General features: G+C 63.8%; 18 protein-coding genes and 1 pseudogene. 12 read left to right on the top strand and 7 right to left on the bottom strand.

The window, feature by feature from the left end:
• The first annotated feature begins 85 nt into the window (after positions 1 to 85).
• Together BRA1253DRAFT_RS19100 and BRA1253DRAFT_RS45295 are read left to right on the top strand one after the other, a co-directional pair.
• Positions 86 to 1021 carry a LysR family transcriptional regulator gene (locus BRA1253DRAFT_RS19100; protein ID WP_007596993.1) on the top strand — a complete coding sequence of 312 codons (936 nt, stop codon included), beginning with the start codon at positions 86 to 88 and terminating at the stop codon, positions 1019 to 1021.
• Between the two features lie 86 nt (positions 1022 to 1107).
• Positions 1108 to 1599, top strand: a pseudogene (locus BRA1253DRAFT_RS45295) (transposase).
• Between the two features lie 104 nt (positions 1600 to 1703).
• Here BRA1253DRAFT_RS45295 and BRA1253DRAFT_RS19090 read toward each other — a convergent pair.
• Positions 1704 to 1961, bottom strand: coding sequence for a hypothetical protein (locus tag BRA1253DRAFT_RS19090; protein ID WP_007596992.1), 258 nt, complete (start codon positions 1959 to 1961; stop codon positions 1704 to 1706).
• A 152-nt stretch (positions 1962 to 2113) separates the two neighbouring features.
• Between BRA1253DRAFT_RS19090 and BRA1253DRAFT_RS19085 the strand changes: the two genes are divergently transcribed.
• Positions 2114 to 3097: a tripartite tricarboxylate transporter substrate binding protein gene (locus BRA1253DRAFT_RS19085; RefSeq protein WP_007596990.1), complete on the top strand. Its 984-nt coding sequence runs from the start codon at positions 2114 to 2116 to the stop codon at positions 3095 to 3097.
• Positions 3098 to 3192: 95 nt separating this feature from the next.
• Positions 3193 to 3543, top strand: a complete 351-nt coding sequence (locus BRA1253DRAFT_RS19080) for a hypothetical protein (RefSeq protein ID WP_007596988.1) — start codon at positions 3193 to 3195, stop codon at positions 3541 to 3543.
• On the opposite strand, the gene BRA1253DRAFT_RS19075 is transcribed toward BRA1253DRAFT_RS19080, so the two are convergent.
• The 3 genes from BRA1253DRAFT_RS19075 to BRA1253DRAFT_RS19065 all read right to left on the bottom strand — a co-directional run bounded on the left by BRA1253DRAFT_RS19075 (position 3540) and on the right by BRA1253DRAFT_RS19065 (position 5893).
• On the bottom strand, positions 3540 to 4016 hold the full coding sequence (locus BRA1253DRAFT_RS19075) for a YbaK/EbsC family protein (protein WP_007596986.1): 477 nt from the start codon (positions 4014 to 4016) through the stop codon (positions 3540 to 3542). The two genes, BRA1253DRAFT_RS19080 and BRA1253DRAFT_RS19075, sit on opposite strands and share 4 nt — an antisense overlap.
• 41 nt (positions 4017 to 4057) lie before the next feature.
• On the bottom strand, positions 4058 to 4789 hold the full coding sequence (locus BRA1253DRAFT_RS19070; protein ID WP_007596984.1) for a haloacid dehalogenase type II: 732 nt from the start codon (positions 4787 to 4789) through the stop codon (positions 4058 to 4060).
• Positions 4790 to 4882: 93 nt separating this feature from the next.
• Positions 4883 to 5893: an NAD(P)-dependent alcohol dehydrogenase gene (locus BRA1253DRAFT_RS19065; RefSeq protein ID WP_007596983.1), complete on the bottom strand. Its 1011-nt coding sequence runs from the start codon at positions 5891 to 5893 to the stop codon at positions 4883 to 4885.
• An 84-nt stretch (positions 5894 to 5977) separates the two neighbouring features.
• On the opposite strand from BRA1253DRAFT_RS19065, the gene BRA1253DRAFT_RS19060 reads away from it, so the two are divergent.
• Complete coding sequence (locus BRA1253DRAFT_RS19060; RefSeq protein ID WP_007596982.1) at positions 5978 to 6325, top strand: MerR family transcriptional regulator; 348 nt, start codon at positions 5978 to 5980, stop codon at positions 6323 to 6325.
• A 172-nt stretch (positions 6326 to 6497) separates the two neighbouring features.
• Here BRA1253DRAFT_RS19060 and BRA1253DRAFT_RS19055 read toward each other — a convergent pair whose 3' ends face one another.
• The gene (locus BRA1253DRAFT_RS19055) at positions 6498 to 7382 is read right to left on the bottom strand and encodes a 4-hydroxyphenyl-beta-ketoacyl-CoA hydrolase (protein ID WP_007596981.1); all 885 of its coding nucleotides are present in this window, start codon (positions 7380 to 7382) and stop codon (positions 6498 to 6500) included.
• 323 nt (positions 7383 to 7705) lie between these two features.
• Here BRA1253DRAFT_RS19055 and ykgO point away from each other — a divergent pair, with 323 nt between their 5' ends.
• The 3 genes from ykgO (at position 7706) to BRA1253DRAFT_RS19040 (ending at position 8965) form a co-directional block, all read left to right on the top strand.
• Positions 7706 to 7831, top strand: a complete 126-nt coding sequence (ykgO, locus tag BRA1253DRAFT_RS19050) for a type B 50S ribosomal protein L36 (protein WP_006611362.1) — start codon at positions 7706 to 7708, stop codon at positions 7829 to 7831.
• Between the two features lie 107 nt (positions 7832 to 7938).
• A complete protein-coding gene (locus tag BRA1253DRAFT_RS19045) occupies positions 7939 to 8580 on the top strand; it encodes a tetratricopeptide repeat protein (RefSeq protein ID WP_007596972.1) in 642 nt (213 codons plus the stop codon).
• A 124-nt stretch (positions 8581 to 8704) separates the two neighbouring features.
• The gene (locus BRA1253DRAFT_RS19040; protein ID WP_007596971.1) at positions 8705 to 8965 is read left to right on the top strand and encodes a hypothetical protein; all 261 of its coding nucleotides are present in this window, start codon (positions 8705 to 8707) and stop codon (positions 8963 to 8965) included.
• Positions 8966 to 8977: 12 nt separating this feature from the next.
• Here the strand turns inward: BRA1253DRAFT_RS19040 and BRA1253DRAFT_RS19035 are convergent, their stop codons facing one another.
• A complete protein-coding gene (locus BRA1253DRAFT_RS19035) occupies positions 8978 to 9160 on the bottom strand; it encodes a hypothetical protein (protein ID WP_007596968.1) in 183 nt (60 codons plus the stop codon).
• A 326-nt stretch (positions 9161 to 9486) separates the two neighbouring features.
• On the opposite strand from BRA1253DRAFT_RS19035, the gene BRA1253DRAFT_RS19030 reads away from it, so the two are divergent.
• Entirely contained in the window at positions 9487 to 10443 is a 957-nt protein-coding gene (locus BRA1253DRAFT_RS19030; protein ID WP_007596967.1) for an alpha/beta fold hydrolase, read from the top strand.
• Positions 10444 to 10461: 18 nt separating this feature from the next.
• On the opposite strand, the gene cycA is transcribed toward BRA1253DRAFT_RS19030, so the two are convergent.
• Positions 10462 to 10857: a cytochrome c-550 CycA gene (gene cycA / locus BRA1253DRAFT_RS19025; RefSeq protein ID WP_007596966.1), complete on the bottom strand. Its 396-nt coding sequence runs from the start codon at positions 10855 to 10857 to the stop codon at positions 10462 to 10464.
• A 273-nt stretch (positions 10858 to 11130) separates the two neighbouring features.
• Here cycA and BRA1253DRAFT_RS19020 point away from each other — a divergent pair, with 273 nt between their 5' ends.
• From BRA1253DRAFT_RS19020 to BRA1253DRAFT_RS19010, 3 genes are all read left to right on the top strand, one after another.
• Positions 11131 to 12624: an FAD-linked oxidase C-terminal domain-containing protein gene (locus BRA1253DRAFT_RS19020; RefSeq protein WP_007596965.1), complete on the top strand. Its 1494-nt coding sequence runs from the start codon at positions 11131 to 11133 to the stop codon at positions 12622 to 12624.
• A 63-nt stretch (positions 12625 to 12687) separates the two neighbouring features.
• Complete coding sequence (locus BRA1253DRAFT_RS19015; protein WP_007596964.1) at positions 12688 to 13926, top strand: FAD-binding protein; 1239 nt, start codon at positions 12688 to 12690, stop codon at positions 13924 to 13926.
• A partial coding sequence (locus BRA1253DRAFT_RS19010; protein WP_007603760.1) for a 4Fe-4S dicluster domain-containing protein occupies positions 13923 to 14375 on the top strand: 453 nt, incomplete at its 3' end. The genes BRA1253DRAFT_RS19015 and BRA1253DRAFT_RS19010, both read left to right, overlap by 4 nt.

Here is a 14375-nt window from a genome sequence, read left to right as displayed (position 1 = left end):
GACCCTTGGATAAGCCTCCGCCTGTGGTTATAAATAGAAACTGTTGAAACGTATTGTTTCCAAAAACATCCCGATCGGACCCGCCATGGCCAAACTTCCCGATTTCGAGGCACTCGCGATTTTCGCAAAAGTTGTGGAATTACGGTCGTTTGCGGGGGCCGCGAGCGAGCTCGCGATGTCCAAGGCGACGGTGTCCAAAGCGGTCACGCGCCTCGAAGAGCGGCTCGGCGCCCGGCTGTTCAACCGCACCTCACGCCGGCTCGCGCTGACCGATGCTGGCCATAAGCTCGCCGAGCGTGCGACGCGCCTGCTGTCCGATGGCGAAGCCGCGGAGAACGAGGCGCTGGCGCAGTCGGTCGCGCCGCGGGGCCTGGTGCGGCTCGCCGTGCCCATGACATTCGGGATCAAGGCGGTGGCGCCGCTGCTGCCGGAGTTCTTCGAAACCTATCCCGAAGTCTCGGTAGACCTGCATCTGAGCGATGCGACCATCGATTTGATCGGCGAGGGCTTTGACATGGCTGTGCGGATCGCGCGGCTGCCGGATTCCTCGTTGATCGCGCGGCGCCTCTTCACCATGCCGCGTTTCACTGTGGCCGCGCCGTCCTATCTGAAGCGCGAGGGACGACCGACGCATCCGATGCATCTGGCCGCGCACAAATGCTTCAGCTACGCCTATCTCTCGACGCCGAACGTCTGGCACTACACCAATGCGGCCGGCGAGCAGGCCAGCGTGCGTCCGGGCGGACAGCTCCGTGCCAACAACGGCGACGCGGTGATGCCGGCGCTGATCGCCGGCCTCGGCATCGCCGACCTTCCAGAATTCATCGTCGGCGACGCCATCTCCTCCGGCGAGGTCGAAGTGATCCTGAAGGACTGGAAGCAGGTCGAAGGCGCCGTGCATCTGGTGACGCCACCCGGCGGCCCGCGCCCCGCACGCGTCGAGGCGCTCGGCGATTTTCTCGCAGCGAAACTGCCGGGTACGTGCAAACGGCGGGTGAAGAAGAGCGAGCGAACAGCGTAGGTGCCGTAGGGTGGGCAAAGCGAAGCGTGCCCACCAATTCACGCGAGGAATCGCAAGTGCCTCAGTACCGCCGAGCGCAAGGCAACATGTTCTTCTTCACCGTCGTGCTAGCTGATCGGTCAAGTACGCTACTCGTCGACCAGGTTGATCGCCTACGCCAGATTTACCGAACGGTCGTGCAACGCCGGCCGTTCGGGACCGTCGCGATTTGTATCTTGCCTGACCACCTCCATGCGATCTGGGCGTTGCCTTAGGATGACGCCGACTTTTCGTCGCGATGGAATCTGATCAAGGGTGGGTTTTCGCGGCGGCTGGAGGCCGGCGAGCGTTCAATCAGCAAGTCGAGGAAGCGCGAGAAGGGCATCTGGCAGCGCCGCTTCTGGGAGCACTCAATTCGCGACGATGCTGACTTGGAGCGGCACGTTGATTACATACACTTCAATCCCGTGAAGCATGGCCTCGTCGCGCGTGTGCGCGATTGGCCTCACAGCAGCTTCCATCGCTATGTCGAGCAGGGCACCCTTCCCGTGGATTGGGGAGGGGATATGCGGGACGTTGCCAGGCAATTCGGCGAATGATGGTGGGCACGGCGCGCGAAGAGCGCGCCTTTGCCCACCCTACGGCACCTCGCCGCACAGCTATCGTAGGGTGGGCAAAGCGAAGCGTGCCCACCAATCTTCGACTACGATACCTTCACGCCGTCGATCGCGACCACGCGCAAGGCCGGCCGCAACGTCCCCTCCAGCTGTGTCTTCAATTCGTGCACGCGCGGATCGCTCGAGCGTGCCGCACACACCGCGTATTGATGCACGGATTGCGCCAATGCGCGTTGCGCTTCCGGCGTTCGTGTCACGTCAGGCTTTGAAAGCCGCAACACGATAGCGGCGAGATTCACCAGCATCTCGTCCAGCGCCACGTCAATGGTCTGAAGTCTATTCATCGCTCCACTCCCTGGGAGGCAACGGGAGGGTCCAGGGGACGTTCCTGACCGGGCGGAACATGGATAATGCTTCGTTAATCCCGCCGCGCGGCTTGTTCTTGCGGAGGGGCACGCTAGGCTGGCGACACAAAAAAACAGGGGGGAAGTCTGCCATGGATCGACGCGATGTCCTGCGCGCCGCTGCCGCATTGCCGTTGTTGCCTGCGTTGTCGAGCGCGGCTTTCGCGCAAGCCTATCCCACTCGCAACGTCACCATGATCGTGCCGTTTCCAGCCGGCGGCCAGGCGGATCTCGCGGCGCGCCCCGTCGCACAGGCGCTGGAGCGAATCCTCGGCAAAGCGGTCATCGTCGACAACCGCGCCGGCGGTGGCGGTGGATCCGTTGGCAACGCCGCGGCGGCGCGCGCCGAGCCTGACGGCTACACGCTGCTGATGACGCTGTCCTCGCTCGCGGTGCTGCCCGAGGCCGACCGGCTGTTCGACCGTCCGGTCGCCTACGAGCTCTCGCAGTTCATGCCGATCGCGCGGGTGCTGGCCGATCCCACGCTGCTCGCGGTACCGGCCTCGGCGCCGTGGAAGACCGCGCAGGATTTTGTCGAGGATGCCAGGAAGCGTCCCGGCCAGATCACCTATGGCTCGTCGGGGCCTTACGGCACGTTGCATGTGGCGATGGAGATGTTTGCGAGCAGCGCCGACATCAAGCTGCTCCATGTGCCGTTTCGCGGCGCCGGACCGGCACTCACCGCGCTGCTCGGCGGCACCGTGCAGGCGATCGCCGCCGCACCGGGAACGCTGAAGCCGCAAGTGGAGGACGGCAAGCTGCGCGTGCTCGGCAATTGCGGCGCCAAGCGCATCGCAAGCTTCCCCGATGTGCCGACCTTCCAGGAGCTCGGCTACAAGGACGTCGAGATGTACATCTGGGCCGGACTCTTTGCCCAGAATGCTCTTCCTGCCCCGATCGCGACTCGCCTGCGCGAGGCAATGGCGCAGGTGATGACGAGCCCCGACGTGCTCAAGGCCTTCGAAACGTCGGGCAGTCTCGTTGCCTATCAGGACGCGCCGGCGTTTGCCGAGTTCGTGGCGGTCGACAGCGCGCGGCTGATTGCGGCGGTGAAGAAGATCGGCAAGGTCGAATAGGTTCCTGGCCCGTTTTCACAATTTTTTGTTGGTCCAGAACCTCCCCGCGTCTCATTGATTCAGCAGAATTCGAGAGACTCGCGAAGGAATCGGACATGCGAACAGAGCGGATTGCGCTGGGTGTGGCGCTTGCGATCGGCGGCATCGCCGCGCAGGGCGTTGCATCCGCTGAAGAGTATCGCGGAACCATGGAGCAGCAGATGGCCTGCACGCCGGATGTATGGCGGCTGTGCAGCGACCAGATCCCTGATGTGAGCCGCATTACGGCCTGCTTGCGGCAGAATACGCCCCAGCTCTCCAGCGGTTGTCGCGCGGTGTTCCAGTCCAACAACCAGATGCCGCCGCAGCAGCAGGTTCCGGGCAATCGCGCCGCGCCGGCGCCACGATACAATGCTGCGCCGCCGCCTCCGGCGACCCAGCCCCGGCCTTACGACGAGGATGATTAGCGCGCTTCGGATCTGGTCTCGCAGACATCGACCCATTCCGCCGCGGTCAGCTCGGCCATCCGCTCCGGCGTGATCCGTACCGCGCTATGGGTCGAGCCGGCAGCCGGCACCACCACGTCGAACGCTTTCAGCGAGATGTCGCAATAGACCGGCAGCGGAGCCTTCAGTCCGAACGGGCAGACGCCGCCGACCTCGTGGCCCGTGACCTCCGCGACCTCTTCCAGCCCCAGCATCTTCGGCTTGCCGCCGAACGCCGCCTTCACCTTCTTGTTGTCCATGCGCGAGGTGCCGGCCGCGACGATCAGGATCACGCGCTCGCCGATCCGTAACGACAGCGTCTTGGCGATGCGTCCGGGCTCGACGCCATAAGCCTCGGCGGCCAACGGCACGGTCGCGGAGCTGATCGGGGATTCGATGACTGATATGTCGGGGGCTTTTTCAGCGAAAAAATCGCGAACGGATTGAAGGCTCATTCAGATCGGCTCATTCCAGACTTATGGGCGGGCGGCGATGCCTAAACAATCCTTGGCAGCTCCGAGAGCGCCCGGACGCGATGATCCGGCGCAAAGCCGAGCTCGTCCATTTGGGTGCGGATCGCCTTGAACATCGTCAGCGGTGCCACGAGTTCGTTCTCGACGCAAGCCAGGGCCATCGCTTCCGGCGTCACCCGTTCGATCCAGGCAACGTTCAGCCCGAATGCTTTCGCGCCCGCGACATCCCAGGGATTGGAGGAGACGAACAGCACCTCGTCCGGCGCGGTGCCGAGCACCTCGCCGATCAGCTCATAGGCCTCCGCGCTCGGCTTGAAGATCTTCTTCGCGTCGACGCTGATCGTGGCATCGAGCAGGGCGTCGAGACCGGAGTTGCGCACGAGCGCATTCAGCATGTCCGGACTGCCGTTGGAGAGGATGGCGAGTTTTCGCGGTTTCAGAGCCGTGAGCGCTGCCGTCGCATCCGGATAGAGATCGAGATGCAGGTACTTCTCGATCACGCGCTCGAATGCCTCGTTCTCGTAAGCGAGCCCGAGCACGCGCAACGTATAGGCGAGCGAGTCGCGCGTGATGGCTGCAAAGTCCTGGTAGCGCCGCATCAGCGAGCGCAGCCAGGTGTATTCGAGCTGCTTGAGCCGCCAGATCTGCGTGATGATCTCACCGTAGCCGGGAAACGCATCCTCGGTGATCTCCGCGACCGATTGGATATCGTAAAGCGTTCCGTAGGCGTCGAAGACAACGGCTTTGAGACTCAATTCACCTGTCCCCCGGGATCGTTGCGGTCCACGGACTATACAAGGCGCAGCGAAATCGGTCCAAGAGGCAATCGCGACTTGGGCCTCTGGTTTCTAAAGCCTGATCACGACCTTGCCGAAATGTGAGCCGGTCCGCAGGTGCGCATATGCTTCGGGAACCTCGTCGAAGTCGTAGACCCGATCGACGATCGGGTGGATCGCATGCTCGGTCAGGAAGCGATTCATCGCGACAAAGTGTTCGGCCGATCCGACGGTGACACCGATGATGTCGGCATTCTCCCACTGCAGGCGTGCGAGGTCGGGCTTGGGACCGAACCCCGTCAAAACCCCAATCTGAACGATCTTGCCACCCGAAGCGACCGATCGCAGCGATCGGTCATAGGTGCCGGGACCGCCGAGTTCGAGGATATGACTGGCGCCGGCGCCATTCGTCGCCTTCATCAGGGCGACATCCCAGTCCGGCGTGTCGCGGTAGTTGATGAGGATCGAACCGCCCAGCGCCTTGGCGCGGGCGAGTTTTTCGTCCGAGGATGATATCACGATCGCGCGCGCGCCCAGCGCCGCTGCGAATTGAAGCCCGAACAGCGCGACGCCGCCTGTTCCCTGGACCAGCAGCGTGTCGCCTTTGCGCATCCCGCCGCGTGCGATGAGGCCATGAAAAGCCGTGACGCCGGCGCAGGGCAGGGTCGCTGCCTCCACCGCGGACAGATGCGCCGGCACCGAGACCAGCGCGGTCGCCGGCAGCACGACATACTCAGCCAGCATTCCGTCCATCGTGTTGCCACCGAGGGATAACGGAATATAGCTGGACTTGAACGGCCCCGAGATCCAATCGCGGAAGAACGATGCAGCGACGCGGTCCCCGAGCCGCCATTGCGCGACGCCGGCGCCGATGGCGTCAACGACACCCGCACCGTCGGAGAGTGGAACGCGTCCGTTGAGCTCGCCTTGGCCTGCACGGTCGAGGACCAGGAGGTCGCGGTAATTCAGACTTGCCGCTTCGACCCGAATGCGGACCTCGCCATTGGCGGGTTCGGGTTTGCCGACGTCGACGCACGCAAGGCGGCCAGCACCAGCATGGCCATTCAAATGGTAGGCTTTCATCGTTGCTCCCTTCACAAGTGGCATTCACTTGGACGAGCGAAGTCTGTAAGGTCTGACAGCGCTGTGAGGGTCAAGAGGCTTCAGATGAAAATCGGTGAACTCTCCCGACGGACGGGGGTCAGCGTCCGAATGCTGCGCTACTACGAAGGCGAAGGACTGCTTGCGCCGCTGCGGACGAACTCCGGCTATCGCGACTATGGCACGGCCGAAGAGGAAACCGTACGGCGCATCAAGATGCTTGGCGGTGCGGGGATGACGCTCGAAACCATCAAGCGGTTGCTCCCCTGCGTCAGGAACAACGATCCGGCTTTCACGCCGTGCAACGAGCTGCGAAAAATACTCATGCAGCAGGTCGGCCTGATCGATGAACGTATCGAGACGCTCAGCCAAAGCCGGACAATCCTGGCCGGCTTCCTCGCAAGCGTGAACTGATCGGACGCAACGCCGCCATCGGATTCACCGCGCCAAGGCCGCCATCCGCAACTTGGGCCGCAGCTGGGTGCTGGACCTGCGCGGCGCGAGCATCGGCCTTGAGCCTTGAGGACCTGAGCGTGAGGGCTTCGATAGCAGCGTCGAAGCCCTCAATGCGCTGACGAGTGCGCCCCTAGATCCCCAACAGCTTCCTTGCGTTCGCCTTCAGCACCTTCGGCCGGATCTCATCGCGGATGTCGATCTTGGCGAAATCCGACAGCCAGCGGTCCGGCGTGATCACCGGCCAGTCCGAGCCGAACAGCATCTTGTCCTGCAGGATCGAGTTGATGTAGCGCACCAGGATCGGCGGGAAATATTTCGGCGACCAGCCCGAGAGGTCGATGTAGACGTTGGGCTTATGGGTCGCGACCGACAGTGCTTCCTCCTGCCAGGGGAAAGAGGGATGCGCGAGGATGATCTTGAGGTCGGGGAAATCGGCCGCGACGTCGTCCATGTACATCGGGTTGGAATATTTCAGCCGCATGCCCATGCCGCCGGGCATGCCCGAGCCGACGCCGGTCTGGCCGGTGTGGAACAGCGCGATCGCGCCGCCATTGTTGATCTCTTCATAGAGCGGATAGGCCATGCGGTCGTTGGCGTAGAAGCCCTGCATGGTCGGGTGGAATTTGAAGCCGCGAACGCCGTATTCCTCGATCAGCTTGCGCGCCTCGCGCACCCCGAGCTTGCCCTTGTGCGGGTCGATCGAGACGAAGGGGATGAGAACGTCGAGATGGTCGGAGGCGATCTCCAGCATCTCCTCGTTCTTGTAGCGGCGGAAGCCGGTCTCGCGCTCGGCGTCGACCGGAAAGATCACCGCGGCGATGTTCTTGGATCGATAGTAGGCGGCAGTCTCCGGCACGGTCGGCGGATGCTTGTGCGGCGACTTGAAATAGTCGGCCATCTGCGCCTGGAAATCGTCATAGCCGTCGTCGGGATGGGTGCCGCAGGGCTCCTCGGCGTGGGTGTGGATATCGATGGCGACGACGTCGTCGATATTGGGCAGCTTCAGCTTCGGCATGGGTTTCCTCCCGACGGGTTGTCGAATTGATTATATGATATAACGAATTTGGCAAGGCATTGTGGGACAAGGCGTCGTGGGACAGGCGTCGCCCGAGATGCTGATTGGGCCGATCCGGCCGCTTCTACTTTGCATGGGGTTGTTTTCCTGAATTTGCTGGGTGGGATCGGGCCAGTTAACATTGACATCCGGTCCTCCCATGCCTTAAGAACCGCCCCGTCCCGGGCGGTCGGTCCGCCAGCGGGAAAATCTCATTTTGCCTCATTCGCGCGTGCCGAAACGGTAGTGCCGAACACGGCCTTTCGAACGTTCAGGATTCTGCCATGAAGGTCCGTAACTCGCTGAAATCGCTGCGCGGTCGCCATCGCGCCAACCGCCTGGTCCGCCGCAAGGGCCGGGTCTATGTGATCAACAAAGTGCAGCGCCGCTTCAAGGCACGTCAGGGCTGATTTCGCCCTGCCGGACGCTCGCGAGCGCCCCGCAAGACCACGGTCTCACACGAGTTTGACGCCGCCCCTGCTTTGCAAGGGCGGCTTTGCGCGTTTAGACTTCGGCCATGGCAGTGAGATTCTTCGTTGCGCGCACCCTGTGTCTGGCTCTTGTGCTGGGAGCCGCCGGACTCGCTCCGGCGCTGGCGCAGCAGATTGATCCACCGACCCCGCCCGGCAAGCAGAAGAAACTTCCGGAAGCGCCGGCCAAGCTGCCCAAGGTCGACCGCACCAAGAATCTCGATTTCCTGTTCGGCGCGCTGAAAGCTGCGCCCGACGAGGCCAGCGCCAAGCACGTCGAGGCGCGGATCTGGGCGATCTGGATCCAGACCCCGAGCGACACCGCGGCGCTGCTGATGGCGCGGGCCAAGACCGCGGTCGACGCAAAGAAGATCGAGGTCGCGATCAAGCTGCTGGATTCGGTCGTCAAGCTCAGGCCCGACTATATCGAGGCCTGGAATCGTCGCGCGACGCTCTACTACATGCAGAACGATTATGGCCGTTCGCTCGCCGACATTCGCGAGGTGTTGATCCGTGAGCCCCGCCATTTCGGCGCGCTCGCAGGCCTCGGCATGATCATGCAGGAGGTCGGCGACGAAAAGCGCGCACTCGAGGCCTACCGCAAGGCGCTCGCCGTCAATCCGCACCTCGAGAAGATCCCCGATCAGGTCAAGGCGCTGACCGAGAAGGTCGAAGGCCGCGATATTTAGCGGACAAGTCGATCATTGCTCGAGCGAATGCAACGCAGGCGGATTAACCACGATGACACGCGCTGCGTCACGAGGGGTGTGGGTGGCACCGCCGCAGGCCTACCTTCATGGCGGGAGCACAGCCATGAAGCGTTTGATCTTTGCAGGTACATTGCTGTTGGCGTCGGGCACGGCGAGCCTCGCCGACGGACTGTTCTGGGTGGTCGGCAATCGCGCCACCGGAAAATGCAACATCGTGACCAGCAATCCCGTGATCATCGGCGACGTCTGGTTCGGTGACGGTCCTTACAAATCGAAGGCCGACGCCAAGCTTGCCCGTTCGACCATCCGCGCCTGTCCCGCACCCACGCCTGACGAGGAAAAGGACGAGGACAGCACGAACTAGGTCGACAGCGACCTAGTGCAAAACGCTGCCCTCGCGCTCGGCGAGGCCGCGATCGACTGCTGCGGCGTAGGCCTTTGCAAGCTCCGTCTCGAGGTGCTCGTTGATCAGCAGCAGCGCGCGCACAGCACCGCGCAGGTCGCCGTGGCAGCTTGCCACGATCTCGTCGATCGCAGTATCTTTGGATCTCAGGCTCATCGAAATTCTCCGGTTCAAATCAGGATAAATCCTGCCGGTCTTTCCCGCATCCCCGAGGGTTGCGAGCAGGATCGGCGCCCACCTGCGTCTAAATGGCGGAACCGACCGTGGCGATTATATGGACGCCGCGATGACGACTGCATGAACCTGTTTCGAGGCTTGCGTGCTGCGGGGAGTAGCATTGATTTCGTTGCGTTTTTACCGCTTGAATTATGCACATATCCACAGCCCCGGTATTTCAAGTGGAGCGCGGGGGCTCCCCGGGCGAAACTGCCGCCCGCAAGCCACGTAACTGCCCTGTGCCCTGGATCGCCCGGATTCCATCCATGATCGTGATGTCAGTCGTGACCGCGCTGGTTGTGCTGGCGCTGGTCACGCAGGCCGGCGTCCTCGCTGTGCAACGCGCCTTTCCACCGCAAGGCCGGATGATCGAGGTCGATGGCGCCGTGCTTCACCTCGTCGATATCGGCCCGCGCGATTCGGGCCTGCCGATCGTGATGCTGCACGGCGCGAGCTCCAACCTCGAGGCGATGCGGCGGCCGCTCGGCGATCTCCTCGCCAGGGATCATCGCGTCATCCTGATCGACCGTCCCGGTCATGGCTGGAGCACGCGGGCGCGGCGGCAGGATTCGACCCCGGAGGTGCAGGCGCGGATGATCGATGAGGCGCTCGGCAAACTCGGGATCGATCGCGCGGTCTTCGTGGTGCATTCCTGGAGCGGCGCGCTTGGCGCGCGGCTGGCGCTCGATCATCCTGGCCGCGTCGCGGGCCTTGTGATGCTCGCGCCCGTCACCCATCCCTGGCGCGGCGGCGTCGGCCGCTACAACGAGATCATAGCAACGCCCGTGATCGGCCCGCTGCTCGCCTACACCATAACCCTGCCGCTGGGCTATTTCCTGAGCGAGCCCGGCGCGCGCAACGTCTTCCTGCCGCAAATGATGCCGGATGGTTTCGTGCGGGACTCCGCGACGCCGCTGCTGCTGCGCCCGCGCGAGTTCATCGCCAATGCCTATGATCTGGTGAGGCTGAAGGAAGCGGTCGCCGTGCAGGTCGTCCGCTACGGCGAGATATCGGCGCCAGTCACGATCATCGCCGGCGAACCCGACAAGACGGTGAAGACCGACATTCACGCGCGCCCGTTCGCTGCCACCGTGCAGAATGCCAAGCTGATCGTGCTGCCTGATCTCGGCCACATGGTGCAGAACGCGGTGCCCGATCTCGTCAAGACGGAGATCGAGACGATGATCGGAAACATCGTCCCGGCGCAGGCGGCCGCCGATTAGCGGCCGCCGCTTACGCGCTTACTGCTTGATCTTGCCGTCCTTGTCGAACTGCGACACATAGGCCCAGAGATTGTTGATCTCGTTCTCGTTCTTGATGCCGGCGAACGCCATCTTGGTGCCGGGGATCTTGGCCTTCGGGTCCTTGATGTATTCCTTGAACTGCGCCTCGTTCCAGGTGATGCCGGAATTCTTGTTGGCGTCGGAATAATTGTAGTCCGGCGCGGTGCCGGACTTGCGGCCGTCGAGGCCGTTGAGCTCGGGGCCGACCTTGTTCTTGGCGCCTTCGCCGATCGCGTGACAGGCCAGGCATTTGTTGAACGAAGACTTGCCGGCCGCGGCATCCTGCGCCATCGCGGCAGGTGCGGTGGCAATCGCGGTGAGGATGGTCAGTGCGCCAAAAATCAGTTTTGTCATCGGGTGCTCTTCGTCTCTTCCCTGGGGTCTGGTCAGTTGCATGCCTGATCGGCAATGGTCGGACCTGCCGGTTTTGGCAGGCCTGTCCGGATTGGACAAGCCGCCAAACCATGGCAGGTTTCACGATTTCCTACTTGTCCCAGAGCGAACTCGTGCAAGATCGTCGATCCGACTTTCGGATGGCCTACCCAAACCACCGCGGACGTGGTTGATTTGCCGCGACAATTCGATCGTGCGGCCTCGGCCGGAAGGATACGCCATGAAGGAAATGTTATGGCCATCATGATGCCTGCGAGCGACCAGGCCGTGCTCGCGCGCCGCGCCGAGATCGTGGCTGCATTGCGCGCAATCGTCCCAGGCGAAGGCGTGATCGATACGCCTGCCGAGATGCGGGCCTATGAATCCGACGGATTGACGGCCTATCGGCAGCCGCCGATGGTCGTGGTGCTGCCCGACACGACCGAGCAGGTTTCGCTCGTCCTGAAATATTGTGCCGGACAAGGCATCAAGGTGGTGCCGCGCGGCTCGGGCACCTCGCTCTCCGGCGGCGCGCTGCCGCTGGAAGACGGCGTGCTCCTGGGCCTCGGCAAGTTCAAGCGCATCCGCGAGATCGATTTCGACAACCGCGCCGTCGTCACCGAACCCGGCGTCACCAACCTCGCGATCAGCCAGGCCGTCGCCCATGCCGGGTTCTACTACGCGCCGGATCCGTCCTCGCAGATCGCCTGCTCGATCGGCGGCAATGTTGCGGAGAATTCCGGCGGCGTGCACTGCCTGAAATACGGCATGACCACCAACAACGTGCTCGGCTGCGAGATCGTGCTGATGAGCGGCGAGATCCTGCGCATCGGCGGCAAATCGGCGGAGAACTCCGGCTACGACCTCATGGGCGTCATCACCGGCTCGGAAGGCCTGCTCGGTGTCATCACCGAGATCACGGTGCGCATCCTGCAAAAGCCGGAGACGGCGCGTGCGCTGATGGTCGGATTCGCGCAAGTCGAGGCGGCCGGCGAATGCGTGGCGCGCATCATCGGCGCCGGCATCATTCCAGGCGGCATGGAGATGATGGACAAGCCTGCGATCCACGCCGCGGAAGCCTTCGTCCATGCCGGCTATCCGCTCGATGTCGAGGCCCTCCTCATCATCGAGCTCGACGGTCCCAAGATCGAGGTCGATGAGCTGATCACGCGGGTCGAGACGATTGCGAACGCTTGCGGCTCGACCACCTGCCAGATCTCGACCTCGGAGGCCGAGCGCAATCTGTTTTGGGCCGGCCGGAAAGCCGCGTTCCCCGCCGTCGGCCGCATCTCGCCGGACTATCTCTGCATGGACGGCACCATCCCACGCGGTGCGCTGCCGAAGGCGCTGGCGCGCATCCGCGAGCTATCCGAAAAATACCAGCTCGGTTGCGCCAACGTGTTCCATGCCGGCGACGGCAATCTGCATCCGCTGATCCTCTATGACGCCAACAAGCCCGGCGAGATCGAGCGCGCCGAAGCCTTCGGCGCCGACATCTTGCGCGCCTGCGTCGAGTTCGGCGGCGTGCTCACCGGCGAGCACGGCGTCGGCATCGAGAAGCGCGATCTGATGCCGGAGATGTTCAGCGAGATCGACCTCAACCAGCAGCAGCGCCTGAAATGCGCCTTCGACGCGCAGGGCCTGCTCAATCCCGGAAAGGTGTTTCCGACCCTGCACCGCTGCGCCGAGCTCGGTCGCATGCACGTCCATGCCGGCAAGCTGGCGTTTCCCGACATTCCGCGGTTCTAGAGCCGCCTCGCTGCAACGCGCCAAATTTGATTTTCGCTGCAAACTTCGGTACCCGCTACAGGCGTGGATACGCTCAAGGTACGAGACGCCAAAGACGTCGAAGAGGTGGTGCGCGCGGCGATTGCCAATGAGCAGCCGCTCGAGATCATCGGCCATGGCTCCAAGCGTGCCATCGGTCATGCGATGGCGACCAACGCCGTGCTCGACGTCTCCGCGCTGAATGCCATCACCGCCTATGAGCCCAACGAACTCATTGTCACGCTCCAGGCCGGGGCGCCGCTGGCCGACGTGCTGTCGCTGATCGATGCCAAGAACCAGCAATTCGCCTTCGAGCCGATGAACACCGCGCCGCTGCTCGGCACGCCCGCGCTCGGCACCATCGGCGGCATGATCGCGGCTGGCCTGGCCGGTCCGCGCCGGATCAAGGCGGGCGGGGCGCGCGACCATCTGCTTGGGGCGCAGGCTGTCTCCGGTTTCGGCGACAGCTTCAAGACCGGCGGCAAGGTGGTGAAGAACGTCACTGGCTACGACCTCTGTAAGCTTCTCGCGGGTTCCTGGGGCACGCTGTCGATCATGACCGAGGTCACGCTGAAGGTGATGCCGAAGCCGGAGGCGGAGCGGACGCTGTTGCTGCGCGGGCTCGACGATGCCGCCGCGAACAAGGCGATGACGGCGGCGCTCGGCTCGCCCTTCGACGTCTCCGGGGCCGCGCATCTGCCGACATCGGCGTTCCGGACCAAGATCGAAGGTCTCGGCGATATCGCAGGCCAAAGCGAGGCGCTGACCGTGCTGCGGCTCGAGGGCATTACCGCCTCGGCCGCTCACCGTGCCGGCTCGCTGCGCGAATTGCTGGCGCCGTTCGGAACCGCAACTCTCGTCGAGGACACGGTGTCAGCGGCGCTGTGGACCACGATCCGCGACGTCCTGCCGTTCGCGGCTGACGGCGCGCTGGGGGCGTGGCCGGTCTGGCGGATCGTCTGTCCGCCGGCGTCGGGCGCGGCGCTCGGGACGCTGCTGGCGCGCGAGACCGGCGGCGAATTGATCTACGATTGGGGTGGTGGACTGATCTGGGCGGCGTTGCCACCGAAGCCGGACGCGCATGCCGCGGCCGTGCGCGAACGTGCAAATGCGGCCGGCGGGCACGCTACGCTGATCCGGGCGGCCGAGGACATCAGGCGCACGATCGATGTATTCCACCCCCAATGCCCTGGCCTTGCCGCCTTGAGCGAGCGGGTCCGCGCCAGCTTCGATCCGAAGACCATCCTCAACCGGGGCCGGCTGTTGCGGGGCGTTGCGGCATGAAGACCGAATTCTCACTCGCGCAGCTCGCCGATCCCGACATCGCGGAAGCCGACAAGATCCTGCGCGCCTGCGTCCATTGCGGCTTCTGCACCGCAACCTGCCCGACCTATGTGCTGCTTGGCGACGAGCTCGATAGCCCGCGCGGCCGCATCTATCTGATCAAGGAGATGCTGGAGAAGGACCAGACGCCGACCGCCGAAGTGGTCAAACATGTCGACCGCTGCCTGTCGTGCTTGGCTTGCATGACGACCTGCCCCTCGGGGGTGAATTACATGCATCTGGTCGATCAGGCCCGGGTCAGGATCGAGCAGCGTTACGAGCGGCCGCTGGCCGAGCGGCTGCTGCGCCGGGTGCTGGCCTTCGTCCTGCCGGACCCGCAGCGTTTCCGCGCCAGCATGGTGCTGGCGCGGCTGGCCCGCCCGCTGGCCGCGTTCCTGCCGACGCCCCGG

Source organism: Bradyrhizobium sp. WSM1253, from assembly GCF_000244935.1.
Taxonomy (GTDB): domain Bacteria; phylum Pseudomonadota; class Alphaproteobacteria; order Rhizobiales; family Xanthobacteraceae; genus Bradyrhizobium; species Bradyrhizobium canariense.
This window is presented reverse-complemented; position numbering and strand designations above follow the sequence as displayed.